At 63.4% G+C, this 12125-nt stretch carries 15 protein-coding genes, 1 tRNA gene and 1 riboswitch; of the genes, 4 read left to right on the top strand and 12 right to left on the bottom strand.

What is annotated here, in order from left to right:
- Nucleotides 1-43 precede the first annotated feature (43 nt).
- The 8 genes from EP237_RS12970 to EP237_RS23780 all read right to left on the bottom strand — a co-directional run bounded on the left by EP237_RS12970 (nucleotide 44) and on the right by EP237_RS23780 (nucleotide 4986).
- Complete coding sequence (locus EP237_RS12970; RefSeq protein ID WP_127561329.1) at nucleotides 44-841, bottom strand: cytochrome c1; 798 nt, start codon at nucleotides 839-841, stop codon at nucleotides 44-46.
- A 19-nt stretch (nucleotides 842-860) separates the two neighbouring features.
- Nucleotides 861-2204, bottom strand: coding sequence for a cytochrome b (locus EP237_RS12975; protein ID WP_127561330.1), 1344 nt, complete (start codon nucleotides 2202-2204; stop codon nucleotides 861-863).
- Between the two features lie 11 nt (nucleotides 2205-2215).
- Entirely contained in the window at nucleotides 2216-2794 is a 579-nt protein-coding gene (gene petA / locus EP237_RS12980; protein WP_127561331.1) for a ubiquinol-cytochrome c reductase iron-sulfur subunit, read from the bottom strand.
- A 214-nt stretch (nucleotides 2795-3008) separates the two neighbouring features.
- Nucleotides 3009-3434 carry a GNAT family N-acetyltransferase gene (locus EP237_RS12985; protein ID WP_127561332.1) on the bottom strand — a complete coding sequence of 142 codons (426 nt, stop codon included), beginning with the start codon at nucleotides 3432-3434 and terminating at the stop codon, nucleotides 3009-3011.
- Nucleotides 3431-4033, bottom strand: coding sequence for a glutathione S-transferase family protein (locus EP237_RS12990; protein WP_127561346.1), 603 nt, complete (start codon nucleotides 4031-4033; stop codon nucleotides 3431-3433). Before EP237_RS12990 ends, EP237_RS12985 begins: the two co-directional genes overlap by 4 nt.
- A complete protein-coding gene (locus EP237_RS12995) occupies nucleotides 4033-4314 on the bottom strand; it encodes a hypothetical protein (RefSeq protein ID WP_127561333.1) in 282 nt (93 codons plus the stop codon). Before EP237_RS12995 ends, EP237_RS12990 begins: the two co-directional genes overlap by 1 nt.
- A gap of 46 nt (nucleotides 4315-4360) precedes the next feature.
- Complete coding sequence (locus tag EP237_RS13000; RefSeq protein ID WP_338068178.1) at nucleotides 4361-4831, bottom strand: FMN-binding negative transcriptional regulator; 471 nt, start codon at nucleotides 4829-4831, stop codon at nucleotides 4361-4363.
- Nucleotides 4762-4986: an FMN-binding negative transcriptional regulator gene (locus EP237_RS23780; protein WP_338068177.1), complete on the bottom strand. Its 225-nt coding sequence runs from the start codon at nucleotides 4984-4986 to the stop codon at nucleotides 4762-4764. The genes EP237_RS13000 and EP237_RS23780 overlap by 70 nt, the downstream gene beginning before the upstream one ends.
- Nucleotides 4987-5053: 67 nt before the next feature.
- Nucleotides 5054-5202: riboswitch (FMN riboswitch) on the top strand.
- Nucleotides 5203-5282: 80 nt separating this feature from the next.
- On the opposite strand from EP237_RS23780, the gene EP237_RS13005 reads away from it, so the two are divergent.
- Together EP237_RS13005 and EP237_RS13010 are read left to right on the top strand one after the other, a co-directional pair.
- On the top strand, nucleotides 5283-5729 hold the full coding sequence (locus EP237_RS13005; protein WP_127561334.1) for a 6,7-dimethyl-8-ribityllumazine synthase: 447 nt from the start codon (nucleotides 5283-5285) through the stop codon (nucleotides 5727-5729).
- 91 nt (nucleotides 5730-5820) lie between these two features.
- Nucleotides 5821-6726, top strand: a complete 906-nt coding sequence (locus EP237_RS13010) for a DMT family transporter (RefSeq protein ID WP_127561335.1) — start codon at nucleotides 5821-5823, stop codon at nucleotides 6724-6726.
- A 7-nt stretch (nucleotides 6727-6733) separates the two neighbouring features.
- On the opposite strand, the gene EP237_RS13015 is transcribed toward EP237_RS13010, so the two are convergent.
- Nucleotides 6734-7867, bottom strand: a complete 1134-nt coding sequence (locus EP237_RS13015) for an MFS transporter (RefSeq protein ID WP_127561336.1) — start codon at nucleotides 7865-7867, stop codon at nucleotides 6734-6736.
- A 72-nt stretch (nucleotides 7868-7939) separates the two neighbouring features.
- The gene (locus EP237_RS13020; RefSeq protein WP_127561337.1) at nucleotides 7940-8878 is read right to left on the bottom strand and encodes a dimethylarginine dimethylaminohydrolase family protein; all 939 of its coding nucleotides are present in this window, start codon (nucleotides 8876-8878) and stop codon (nucleotides 7940-7942) included.
- Nucleotides 8879-9073: 195 nt separating this feature from the next.
- Between EP237_RS13020 and EP237_RS23130 the strand changes: the two genes are divergently transcribed.
- Entirely contained in the window at nucleotides 9074-9646 is a 573-nt protein-coding gene (locus tag EP237_RS23130) for a CDP-alcohol phosphatidyltransferase family protein (RefSeq protein ID WP_164744702.1), read from the top strand.
- A gap of 9 nt (nucleotides 9647-9655) precedes the next feature.
- Here the strand turns inward: EP237_RS23130 and mtaB are convergent, their stop codons facing one another.
- Both mtaB and dapF read right to left on the bottom strand, forming a co-directional pair.
- Nucleotides 9656-10918, bottom strand: coding sequence for a tRNA (N(6)-L-threonylcarbamoyladenosine(37)-C(2))-methylthiotransferase MtaB (mtaB, locus tag EP237_RS13030; RefSeq protein WP_127561339.1), 1263 nt, complete (start codon nucleotides 10916-10918; stop codon nucleotides 9656-9658).
- Nucleotides 10918-11754 carry a diaminopimelate epimerase gene (dapF, locus tag EP237_RS13035; protein WP_127561340.1) on the bottom strand — a complete coding sequence of 279 codons (837 nt, stop codon included), beginning with the start codon at nucleotides 11752-11754 and terminating at the stop codon, nucleotides 10918-10920. Before dapF ends, mtaB begins: the two co-directional genes overlap by 1 nt.
- A gap of 131 nt (nucleotides 11755-11885) precedes the next feature.
- Here dapF and EP237_RS13040 point away from each other — a divergent pair.
- Nucleotides 11886-11961: transfer RNA gene (locus tag EP237_RS13040), tRNA-Lys, on the top strand.
- The last annotated feature ends 164 nt before the right edge of the window (nucleotides 11962-12125 follow it).

Genomic DNA, 12125 nt, shown 5'->3' on the forward strand with positions numbered 1-12125 from the left:
AACGCGCCCCGGAGGGCGCGCTTTCCTTGTCTTCAAGCTGGGATCAGCTGTCCTTCGCGGCCCGCTTCACCGGCGCCCACAGACGCTTGTTGGTGAGGTAGAGCAGCGTCGACAGCAGGATCAGCAGGATAACGGCGGTGAAACCCATCCGCTTGCGCGCCATCATCTCAGGCTCTGCGGCCCACATCAGGAAGGCGGCGACGTCTTCTGCCATGTGGTGCACGTCGTTCGGATGACCGTCATTGAATTCGACCATGCCATCAAAGAGCGGCGGTGCCATCGAGATCAGACCACCCGGGAACACGTCGTTCCCGTAAAGGAACGTGCCCGCCATTTCCTCGTCATGGCCATTATAGCCCGACAGCAGCGCGGCGATGTATTCCGGGCCGCCGATACCATTGACCAGCGAGTTCAGACCGGTACCCCAGGGGCCGTGGAAACCGAGACGCGCCTTGGCCATCATGCTGAGGTCAGGAGCGCCAGCGGCGGTGTTTTCCGGGAAGTTGTCGTTCGGCGTGGCCGGACGATAATCGCGCAGTTCCTCGTCCCAGACTTCAATGAAGTTCTGTTCGATATAGGCGCGCACCTGATCCGGCGGGATGCCGGGGCCGTCTTCGTCGGACAGGGTCCGAAGCGGAACGTAGCGTAGGCCGTGGCAGGCAGAGCAGACCTCGGTGAAGATCTGCAGACCGCGCTGCAACTGGTTCTGGTCATAGGTGCCGAAGGGGCCATCGAAGGAGAAGCGGATGTTCTCCACGTGACCGCCTTCGCCAGCCGCCAGCGCCGGGGTGCCAGCCAGAGCAAAGGCAGTCAGCGCGGTGAGTGCAAGTTTCCTGAACATGCTATTCAGTCCTTTTCTTTTACTCGGCCGGGGTCGCGGCGTTGTCGCCGTTGGACCCGGACTTGCCGTAATGCTCTTTGAAGTCTTCCTCGATGGTCGCGGGCTGCGGCAGCGGCTTCTCGAAGATGCCAAGCAGCGGCAGGATCACCAGGAAGTAGGCGAACCAGTAGGCCGAGCCGATCAGGGCGATGTAGGGATAGATCCCTTCCGCCGGGCGGGCACCCACCCACATCAGGACCATGAAGTCGACGACGAGCAGGGCGAACCACCACTTGAACATCGGGCGATAGCGGCCGGAGCGCACCGACGAGGTGTCGAGCCAGGGCACAATGGCCATCACGGCGATGGCGCCGAACATGGCGATCACGCCGAAGAACTTGGCGTCAACGATGCCACCAGTCAGCCAGCTTGCCGCGATGACAACCCAAACCTCGCCATCGAAGGCCCGCAGGATCGCGTAGAAGGGCAGGAAGTACCATTCCGGAACGATATGGGCCGGCGTCGCAAGCGCGTTGGCCTCGATGTAGTTGTCGGGGTGGCCAAGCAGGTTCGGCATGAAGCCGACGACCGCGAAGAAGGCAACCAGAACAACGGCAAGAGCGAAGACGTCCTTGATCACGAAATAGGGCCAGAAGGGCAGCGTGTCGGCGTCTGCTTCCTTGCGCGAGGACCGGCGCACTTCAACACCCGTGGGGTTGTTGTTGCCGGTGTGGTGGAAGGCCCAGATATGGACAATCACCAGGCCCGCGATCACGAAGGGCAGCAGGTAGTGCAGCGACAGGAAGCGGTTCAGCGTGGCGTTGTCCACGGCGGGCCCGCCAAGCAGCCAGGTCTGGATTGCATCGCCGATGAAGGGGATGGCGCCGAAGAGACCGGTGATCACCGTGGCCCCCCAGAACGACATCTGACCCCAGGGCAGAACGTAGCCCATGAAGGCGGTGCCCATCATCATCAGGTAGATCAGCATGCCGATAATCCACGTCACTTCGCGGGGCGCCTTGTAGGACCCGTAGTAGAGACCGCGGAAGATGTGCAGATAGACAGCGATGAAGAACAGCGAGGCGCCGTTCATGTGAATGTAACGGATGGCCCAGCCACCGTTCACGTTGCGCATGATGTGTTCGACCGAGGCGAAGGCCAGATCGACATGCGGGGTGTAGTGCATCACAAGGATGATGCCGGTGACGATCTGCATCACAAGGCAGAAGGCCAGAACGATGCCCCAGATCCACATCCAGTTGAGGTTCTTGGGGGTGGGGATCATCAGCGTGTCATAGAGCAGACCGACAACGGGCAGGCGGCGGTGAAGCCACTTTGCGCCGTTGGATTTCGGCTCGTAATGGTCGTGGGGAATGCCGGACATATCTCGCTCCCTTAACCCAGAAGGATGGTGGTTTCGTCGACGAATTCGGCGACGGGGATGTGCAGGTTCTCGGGGGCGGGACCGCGGCGGATACGGCCGGCGGTGTCGTAGTGAGAGCCGTGGCAGGGGCAGAACCAGCCGCCGAAGTCACCGGCACCATCGCCGAGCGGAACGCAGCCCAGGTGGGTGCAGACGCCCTGCATCACGAGCCATTCGCCGGTGTTTTCGCCAGAGAAGTCGGCCAGCGTGCGGTTGGTGTCATCCGACGACGCGTTGTCACCCAGATTCGGGTTGCGCGCGTTGGTGTCGACGGTGATGTCACCATCTTCTGCACGTCCCTGTGCAATTTCTTCTTCCGTACGGCGACGGATGAAGACCGGCTTGCCCAGAAACAGCACGGTCAGCTGCGTACCGGGCGCAAGGCCAGACACATCGACGCGCTTGGTCGAAGCAGCCTGAACGTCTGCGGACGGGTTCATCTGGTTGACAAGCGGCCAGACGGCAGCACCGGTCGCTACTGCACCCACGCCACCAGTGGCGTAGTACAGAAAGTCGCGGCGGGTGCTGGGATGATCTTCTGCGTGTGACACCGAAAGCGTCTCCCTCATCAGCGGCCCATGTCCCCGGGCCAGAAATCCTAGCGAGGCCACGGGCGTAGCGCAGCCATTGTCGCGCCTTCTACAAGCGCAAGGGGCGCGGCGTCCAGCGGACAAACGCGCGCATAGCGCCCGAATTGTCGCATATCTGCATCAAGAGCAAGGGGATGGGCAGTTTCAGGGCCGAAAAACCCGTCCTGTGTGTGGATCAGGTCAGGCTGAGTCGCATGGATCGGTGGGGGATTCCCGCATCATCGAACTCCGGACCATGGGCGATGAAGCCAAGCTGTTCATAAAACGCGACCGCATGGGTCTGGGAATCGAGGATGACTTGGGCGAACCCCGCCTCGTGGGCATGGTCCAGCACCGCCAGCATGATCCGCCGCCCCAGACCGGTGCCGCGATGTGTGGGCATGACCGCCACGCGCTGCACCTTGGCCACATCGCCCTTGGGCAGCAGCCGCGCGCATCCGGCGGGGTCTATGGCGTCACCCGCAAGGAAATGGGTGCAGGCATCATCCAGCCCGTCCCATTCCTCGGCATCGCTGACGCCCTGTTCGCCCATGAAGACCGCCTCGCGCACGGCATAGCAGGCGGCGCGGTCTTCGGGGGTCGTGGCGATGGTGATCTTCATGCCTGTGGAACTGTGGCCCGCATCGACTCACGCTCGGCAAAGCGCGCCTCCCAGGCTGCCAGCACGTCGCGCCCCTTGCGCCAGTCCTTGTCCGGGTGGCGGAAATCAAGATAGCCGAGCGCGCATCCGATGGCGATCTGGCCCATGTCCAGCGGTCCGTGCAAGTGACTCATCCAGCGGGTATCGAGTGCATCCAGTGCCCGTGAGACCTTGGCCCATTGCGCATCGAGCCAGGGTTCATAGCGCAGATCCTCAGGTCGGACGCGCGCCTCGTAAACCATCAGGACGGCCGCTTCCATGATCCCGTCCCCTGTCGCCTCCAGCGTCAGCGTGTCCCAAAGCTGGTGTTCGGGGTAGAGGCCCGATTTGGCCCGCGCATCGAGAAAACGGGTGATCACCCGGCTGTCATAAAGCGTCGGGCCATCATCGTGGATCAGGGCGGGGATCTTACCCACGGGATTCGCGGCGGCAACCTCGGCGGCGGTGGCGACAGGGGTGGTTGCCACCTCTTGCAGGGCGATATCGTCCTGCCCGGTTTCCAGCAGCAGAACGCGCACCTTGCGCACGAAGGGCGAGGCGGGCGCGGAAAGAAGCGTCATCATGTCAGGCGTTTCACTTTCAATCGGGTCAGGGCGGTGGCGTCGATCTCGACCCCGCGCCCGGTGGAATTCAGACGGAAGATGCGCCGCCAGCGGAAGGTGGCGTTGGCCTGCCCGTCAGCGGTACGCAGCGTGGCGCCTTCTGGCGTGGCGTCCATGATGTCTTCCAACGGTTGATCGAGGCGCCCGTGGGACGTGGCGCGTGCCAGGGCGTAGCCCGCAAGGGCAACTGTGCCGTATTTCAACGCAATCCCGGCGAGGGGCGGAAGGGCTATGGGCATATTTGATCCTCCTGCATCCATAGGTAGGGGCGCGGGGACGTCCTGTCTATTCCCCGTCCTCCACACCCATCATCAAGGCGGCAAGAAGGGCGGTTTCCTGCCCGATCTGCGCCCCGCTCAGGTGGCTGGCTGCCGACAAACGGGCCTGTGTCGTCTTGTTCTGGGCTAGCTTCCAGGTGCCATCGACCTCCGCCACGTCAAAGCGGAAGGGGCGGATCATGCGCATCAGCCGCGCCTGCACCTCCTCTGGTGTCTTGTCGAGCGTCCAGGGTGGCTTGGGCAGAAGCCGGGTTTCGAACATCTCGGTCAGAGCTTCCAGCGAGGCCCGCAGCGCCTCATCCGGCAGGGGATGCAGCGTGCCACGCAGATGAACGGCGACATAGTTCCATGTCGGTACCTGAGCCCGGTCGCCATACCAGTCGGGCGAGATATAGCCATCGGGGCCGGTCACGGCGATAACGGCAGGTGTTGGCCCTTTGACGGCGCGGGAAATGGGGTTGGACCGTACAAGGTGCAGGTCTGCGCTACCCCATCTTCGGACAAGGCAAAGGGAATATGAGAGATCATCGGTGCCGGGTCGCCATTCACCGACAGCACGCCAAACCCCCTGTCGCGGGCAAAGCCGAGATTGCGGGCATGGCTTTCCTGCCGGTAGGCGGGGTTCGGATGCATGGGCGCTCTCCTGCGGTGATCTGTCGTTTCCGCAGCTTGCTTAACTAGGCGGGCTTTGCAACAGTGGCGGCGTTCTCAGGGCGGGGTGAAATTCCCCACCGGCGGTATGCGGGCGATGCCCCGTAAGCCCGCGAGCGCCCTCGTTCACGCGGGGGGACAGCAGATCCGGTGAGAGGCCGGGGCCGACGGTGACAGTCCGGATGAAAGAGAACGAGCAGAGGGCGCGCCTTTTCGGGCGTGGTCCCTGCCCGTGATCGCCTTGGGTGACGTGTCAGTTATCGAAAGGAGATCGCAAGATGACACACACCCGATATGCGTTCGTGAAGGCCAACTGGCATTCCGAGATCGTGGATCAGGCCCTTCTGGGGTTCACTCAACTAATCCCCGCCGAACAGGTGGATGTCTTCGACGTGCCCGGTGCCTTCGAGATGCCGCTTCTGGCGCGCGACCTGGCCGCCTCTGGTCGCTACGGGGCGGTTGCCTGCGCGGCGCTGGTCGTTGATGGCGGCATCTACCGGCATGATTTCGTGGCGCAGGCCGTGGTGGACGGGCTGATGCGCGCCGGGATGGATACAGGCGTGCCGGTTCTGTCCGTGTCGCTGACACCGCACCATTTCCAGGAAACCGAACATCACATCGGCATCTACAAGGCCCATTTCATCCAGAAGGGGCGAGAGGCCGCCGAGGCCGCGCTTGGCATTCTGCGCACCCGCGCCTCGCTGGCCAGCGACAAGGCTGCCTGACATATCGGGGGCGCGGCCCATCCTGCTGCGCCCCCTTGTGGTCCCACCCCATTCAGCCCATGGTGACGGCGACCCTTCCCGCGAGTCCCCCATGCTGAACGGCATTGCCCTGCGCCTGCTATCGGTCGGCTTTTTCGCCGCCATGTCCGCCACTGTGCATGGGCTGTCCCACAGCGTCCCGGTCGGGCAAATCGTCTTCTGGCGCAGCTTCGTCGCGATCATTCCGATCGTGATCTACATGGCCTGGATCGGACGTTTTCCAAACGGGTTTCTGACCAAGCGCCCCGGCGGGCACTTCATGCGTGGGCTGTTCGGGGGCATCTCGATGGTGCTGTCCTTCATCTCGCTGGCCTATCTGCCCGTGGCCAACGCCACCGCGCTGGCCTTCCTCGGTCCGCTCGTCTCGCTGCCCTTCGCGGCACTGCTGTTAGGCGAGGTGCTGACCCGGCGCATCATCTGGGCCGCGTTTGTCGGCTTTGGTGGGGTGTTGCTGATGCTGGCCAGCAACCTCGTGCGGCCGGATGCCGATCCGGGCCAGTTGATCGGGATCGCCGCGGGCCTTGGTTTTGCTGCCACAATGGGGCTGGTGCGGGTGCAGATCCGCAACCTGACGAAGACCGAAAGTGCGGTGACGATTGCCTTCTGGTTCTCGGTCATCTGTTCCGGCATCGGGCTTCTAAGCCTGCCGCTCGGCTGGGTGCCGATGCAGGGCGAGGTTCTGTGGTACCTGATCTTTGCCGGGATGCTTGGCGGTGTCGCGCAAATCCTCGCGACCGAGGCCGCCGCACGCGTGCCAGTCTCTCAGCTTGCCCCGTTCGACTATACCGGGATGATCTGGGCGCTTGGGTTCGACGTGATCCTGTTCAGCCAGTTCCCCGACTGGATCAGCTTCATCGGCATGGGGGCCATTGTTGCCGCCGGGATCATCACCGTCGTGACGCCGAAATCCGAGCGCCCCGCCGCCGCCCCGCCCGCGCCAAGGCAGCCATGGCACTGACGTGATATCACCTGTCCGCCGTGGCCAGCCAATAGGCCAGAGCCAGCAACAGGACCGCCGCAACGCCCGCGTGCAACAGCTCTGCCGTGACGATTGTCAGCAGGACTCCGGTCGCCAGTGGGCCAAGCGCGGCCCCGAAATCTCGCCATGCCTGCATGCGGGCCAGGGGCCCGATGGCATCGTCGTCCACGGCCAAACCCTGCGTGATCACCGCCGGCCCGAGCGAGGCGAGTGCCCCGCGGAAAATCAGCATGATGAGCGCGCCTGACACCGTGACTCCGATTGCCACAAGGATAAAACCAGAGGTCGTCAGGAAAGCCGCTGCGACGAAGACCTTCCTTGCGCCAACGCGATCTGCGATCCAGCCAAACAGGGGCGCGGCGATGGCTTCCCCGAAATGCCGCATGGCCAGAAGGGCGCTGCCGCTGAGCACGGCTTCGGAGAGCGGCGCGTGTCTGGCGCAGATCAGCGTGATCGAGACTGCAAAGACACCGTCGACCCCAAACCCTTGCAGGAAGTAGACCAGGTCAATGGGCTTGGGCCTTGCCAAAGAGGGCGGCCTTGAGCGCCGTGTTGCGCCTGCCCGGACTTTAGGGAGATTGAATGCGATGACGAGGGAGAGTGCCGTTGGAATTGCCAGAAGGACGAATGTCGTGTTGGGGCCGACGGTTCCAACCAGCCAAGCGCCCCCAAACAGCGCCAGGATCGGGCCGACCCGCTGAATCGCTTGCCCCACGCCCACGCGGGTGCCGATCTGGCTTCGGTATTCCACCGCGTAGGACAGGGTGGCGAGCACCAGAACAGCATAGGTCAGCCCCCACAGAACGCGGGCGAAGAGTATCACCGCCGGACCCTGCCCAAACCCGTAGAGCGCGGTTGACCCCGTCGCCATGACAGCGGCAAGCATGCACATGCGCCGGACACCGACCATCTGGGTCAGCTGTGCCAGAAGCCCATAGGCGAAAACCCGGACGAAGCGGTTGGCCGACAGCATCACGCCGACCCATGGAAGGGTCAGTCCGAAATCCTCTGCATAGGCGGGCAGCACCGCATAGAGCAGCGCGTCGCCAAGCAGCGCCAGCGACATGATGGAAGACGACCCGATGATCGCGCGCCAACCGCTGTTCATTTCCTCTGTCATCTAGGCATTTCAGGGTTATCAGGGCCAATCACACAGGAGTGCACTTGCTGCCCGGTGAAGTCCACAAGGACCTCAGCCCGGTTCGCGCCTGAGCGATTGTGCCATGCAGTGGATGCCACCCCCCATCATGGTGAACATGTCCATTTCCGGATCATAGACCGTGAACCCGTTGGCGCGCAGCTTGGCGATCAGGTCTTTGCTGGCCGCGGGGGCCAAAACGCGATCCCCGCCAAGGGACATCACGTTGCAGCCGAGCGCCATCGTATCGCGGAACCCCACGGGGATGATCTCGATCTTGCGGGATTTCAACCAGTCGGTGACGTGATCGGGCGTTGTTTCCAGGCAGACAGCCGCGCATTTCGGGGCAATCATGCAGACCATCAGGTCGATATGCACATAGTAGGGGTCGATATAGGCATAGTGCACCTCCCACCCCTCCTTCTCGACCCAGGCCCCGATCTGGCGGGCCGAAACCTCTTCGCAGCGCATGCCCGTGTAGCCGATCAGCACCGCGCCGGGCTCGATGATATGAAAATCGCCGCCCTCGAAATTGCCTGCGCTGACCATGTCGTAGATCGGGATTCCGGCCCCGAGGTAGAAGCGTAGTGCCGCCGAATATTCCCCGCGACGGCGCGGGTTGGCCATCTGGGTGATGACCGCGCCCCAAGGGGTCATGAAGCTGGAATCACGGGCATAGACCCCGTATTTCAGATGCTCATCAGCAGGCAAGGTGTGGATGGTCACGCCTGCTTCCTGATAGGCGTCACACATCTCGCGATACTGCTTGACCGCTATCTGGTGATCCCACTTGCGCCCGGTGCGCGCGGTTTCGCGATAGATCGAGCTGAAGGCCACATTGTCCATATGCCCGAAGGTTTCCACGGGACCAAGCAGCACGTCCTGAAGCAGCCCGTATTCGGAGTCGATCCCCCACTCCGTCATGGGTGCCGTGCCGCCGTTGGGGTTGCGGGCCTGCAGCGGCGGACGGGTCGGGCTGTGATCGTCGGGCATGGGGTCTCTCCTGAATGCGCTTTCGGGAACGATAGCGGGAGGAGTCCGCGAACGGCCAGAAAAAAGGAACTGCCGCTGCCCACCACAGCGCGCAGCGGCAGCGCCGACAGAGAGAGGGACAGGCGGCTTGCCGTTGACCCACGAAACACCTTCGCCCACTGTCGACCGGATGCTGTCCGCGCCACGGGGGAAGAGGTGACGCCCACGATCCCGAACCTGATGACACTCTACAGGCTGGCGGCCGCCCCCGCCGCGGCGGGGCTGGCGCTGGCCGGTTTCAGGGACGCCTTCTTCGCCGTGATCGTGATCAGCCTGCTCAGCGATCTGCTGGATGGCCCGATTGCCCGCTGGTTGAAGCAGGAGTCGAGCGATGGCGCCTGGCTCGACACGATCGCGGACGGGGGCACGGTGCTGGCCGGTCTGCTTGGGGTCTACCTGTTCGAAGGCGACAGCATCAGGCCCGATATGGCCTGGCTTCTCGCCTTTCTCGCCAGCTATGCCGGGGCCGCCGGCCTGTCTCTGATAAAATTCGGGGGGCTTCCCGCCTTTCACCTCTATTCATCGAAACTGGCGGCGGTCGGATCGGGCGTGTTCTTCGTCTGGCTCTTCGTGCTGGGATATTCGCAAGCGGTGTTCATCGCCGCGATCTGCCTCGGGATCGTGGCGAATGCGGAATCGATGCTGGTGAGCCTGCTGATCAAGCGCCTGCGCACGGATATCCATTCGGTGTTCCGATTGACCCGGACGCACGGGGATCGCGGGGCCTGACGCGGCGCCTCAGACCGTCAGCCGGGTGCCGTCAACCCCGGCAATCAGCGCCTCAACGATCTGTCCCTCGGGCTGCGGAGTGAGGAAGGTGACCTCGGTGAACTGTTCGGTCCGGCCCATGTGGGGGTTTTCGAGCAGCACCCGGTGCATACGCCCGACCTGCGCGGAAAGATGCGTGGCGACCTGCCGCTCCCCCGCCGCACGCAGCCGTGCCGCGCGATCCTTGATCACGTTGCCATTCACCTGATTGGGAATGCGCGCCGCAGGGGTGCCGGGGCGTTTCGAGTAAGGGAAGACGTGCAGCCAGGTCAGGTCGCACTCCGCCACCAGCTTCAGCGAGTTCTCGAAATGAGCCTCGGTCTCGGTCGGGAAACCCGCGATGATATCGGCGCCGAAGGTCATTTCCGGGCGCAGGCGCTGCGCCTCTTCGCAGAAGCGGATGGCATCGTCGCGCAGGTGACGCCGGGCCATGCGCTTCAGGATCAGGTCGTCGCCATGTTGAAGCGACAGGTGCAGATGCGGCATCAGGCGCGGTTCCGTCGCGATGGCCTGCATCAGGTTTTCGTCCGCCTCGATGGAGTCGATGGAGGAGATGCGCAGGCGCGGCAGGTCCGGCACCAGCCTGAGGATGCGCATGACCAGATCACCAAGGCGCGGGGTCGAGGGCAGATCCGCGCCCCAGCTTGTCAGGTCAACCCCGGTCAGCACCACCTCGTTATAGCCCCGATCCACCAGCCGCTTGATCTGGTCCACCACCACGCCCGCAGGGACCGAGCGTGAGTTGCCGCGCCCATAGGGGATGATGCAGAAGGTGCAGCGATGGTCGCACCCGTTCTGAACTTGCACATAAGCGCGCGACCGGGTGCCGAACCCGTCGATCAGGTGGCCCGCCGTTTCGGTGACCGACATGATGTCATCGACCATGACCTTCTCGGTCTGACCGATGAAGTCACCCGCGATACCCGCCCATGTCTCCGGCTGCATCTTCTCGGTATTGCCGATCACGAGATCGACCTCATTCATCGCCTTGAACGTCTCGGGCTCCGTCTGTGCGGCGCAGCCGGTGACGATGATCTTCGCCTCCGGGTTGTCACGCCGCAGCTTGCGGATTTCCTGGCGCGCTTTCCGCACCGCCTCGGCCGTCACCGCGCAGGTGTTGACCACCACGGCATTCTCCACCCCGGCCTGATCGCTCAGCGCCTTCATCGCCTCGGTTTCATAGGCGTTGAGCCGACAGCCGAGCGTGTGGAAAACGGGGGGCTTGATGGACATCAGAGCGCCGACAGGAAATCCGGCGTCAGCACGGCGTCGAAGACATGGGCCGTCGGCCCCGTCATCCAGACGCCATCCTCGCGCCAGTCGATATGGATGGTGCCACCGTCGAGCTCGATGGTGACGGTGCGCCCGGTCAGCCCCCGGCGCGCGGCGGCAACCGCTGTGGCGCAGGACGAGGAGCCAGAGGCCAGAGTCACCCCCACACCGCGCTCCCAGACCCGCATCCGCAGATGATCCGGCCCGATCACATGGGCAAACTGCACATTGGTGCGTTCGGGGTAGAGCGGGTGATGTTCGATCTCGGCCCCGCGCGCGGACAGGTCCACCGCCTCGGCATCATCCACGAAGAACGTGCAATGCGGGTTGCCCATGCCGGTCGCGGTCGGCGACCCGTCAATCGGCAGCTTCAGCGTATCCATCTGATGGGCCAGGGGGATGTCCTGCCAGTCGAGCTGCGGAGCGCCCATATTGACCGAGGTCAGCCCGTTACCCGCATCCAGCGCTTCCAGCAGCCCCCGCTCGGTGCGGATCGTCAGGGCGCGCTTCCCAGTGCGCCCCATCTCATACCGCGCCACGCAGCGGGTGGCATTGCCACAGGCCCCGGCGGTAGAGCCATCGGCGTTGTAGAAGATCAGCGACAGGTCCGCCCCGTCATCGGAATGAATCACCGCAAGCTGATCGAATCCCACCCCCCGATGACGATCCGCCAAAGCAGCCGCCAACGGCGCAGTCATCGACACCGGAGCTTCCCGAGCGTCGATCACCACGAAGTCATTGCCAAGCCCATGCATTTTCATGAAGGGCAGGCCGGTTATGGGTCCGTTTTCCACCATGCGCGGGCATATACGCCTTCCCCGGACGATTTGAAATCCCAAAGGGCAGATTTCTGCTTGACGCCCAAGAGACAGGCCAATAGAGAAGCCGCCTGTAGCGGGGTCGCAGGGCTCTTGTGCTACATCAGAGTGGGCCGTTAGCTCAGTTGGTAGAGCAACTGACTTTTAATCAGTGGGTCGCAGGTTCGAATCCTGCACGGCTCACCACTGAAATCAAAAACTTAGCTGCAGGAACTCGATGCACTCCTTTGCGTGGGTAAGCACAGGGTAAGCAGCGGTTCTCGAAGATCGTTTGATTTTGCCTGCCGGTCGGGCAAGCTCCCGAGTGTTAGGGAGAGTACCATGGTGGCTGGCCTGATCTGACTGGTCCG

It is taken from the genome of Nioella ostreopsis (genome assembly GCF_004000255.1).
In the GTDB taxonomy this organism is placed as follows: Bacteria; Pseudomonadota; Alphaproteobacteria; order Rhodobacterales; family Rhodobacteraceae; genus Nioella; species Nioella ostreopsis.

Bases quoted from the DNA above. Each gene is read 5' to 3' on its own strand.
- EP237_RS12970 (WP_127561329.1), bottom strand. From the start codon at position 841: ATGTTCAGGAAACTTGCACTCACCGCGCTGACTGCCTTTGCTCTGGCT.
- EP237_RS12995 (WP_127561333.1), bottom strand. From the start codon at position 4,314: ATGCCCATAGCCCTTCCGCCCCTCGCCGGGATTGCGTTGAAATACGGC.
- EP237_RS13010 (WP_127561335.1), top strand. From the start codon at position 5,821: ATGCTGAACGGCATTGCCCTGCGCCTGCTATCGGTCGGCTTTTTCGCC.
- EP237_RS12975 (WP_127561330.1), bottom strand. From the start codon at position 2,204: ATGTCCGGCATTCCCCACGACCATTACGAGCCGAAATCCAACGGCGCA.
- EP237_RS13005 (WP_127561334.1), top strand. From the start codon at position 5,283: ATGACACACACCCGATATGCGTTCGTGAAGGCCAACTGGCATTCCGAG.
- EP237_RS12990 (WP_127561346.1), bottom strand. From the start codon at position 4,033: ATGACGCTTCTTTCCGCGCCCGCCTCGCCCTTCGTGCGCAAGGTGCGC.
- EP237_RS13015 (WP_127561336.1), bottom strand. From the start codon at position 7,867: ATGACAGAGGAAATGAACAGCGGTTGGCGCGCGATCATCGGGTCGTCT.
- dapF (WP_127561340.1), bottom strand. From the start codon at position 11,754: ATGGTGGAAAACGGACCCATAACCGGCCTGCCCTTCATGAAAATGCAT.
- EP237_RS23780 (WP_338068177.1), bottom strand. From the start codon at position 4,986: ATGCATCCGAACCCCGCCTACCGGCAGGAAAGCCATGCCCGCAATCTC.
- mtaB (WP_127561339.1), bottom strand. From the start codon at position 10,918: ATGTCCATCAAGCCCCCCGTTTTCCACACGCTCGGCTGTCGGCTCAAC.
- EP237_RS12985 (WP_127561332.1), bottom strand. From the start codon at position 3,434: ATGAAGATCACCATCGCCACGACCCCCGAAGACCGCGCCGCCTGCTAT.
- EP237_RS13020 (WP_127561337.1), bottom strand. From the start codon at position 8,878: ATGCCCGACGATCACAGCCCGACCCGTCCGCCGCTGCAGGCCCGCAAC.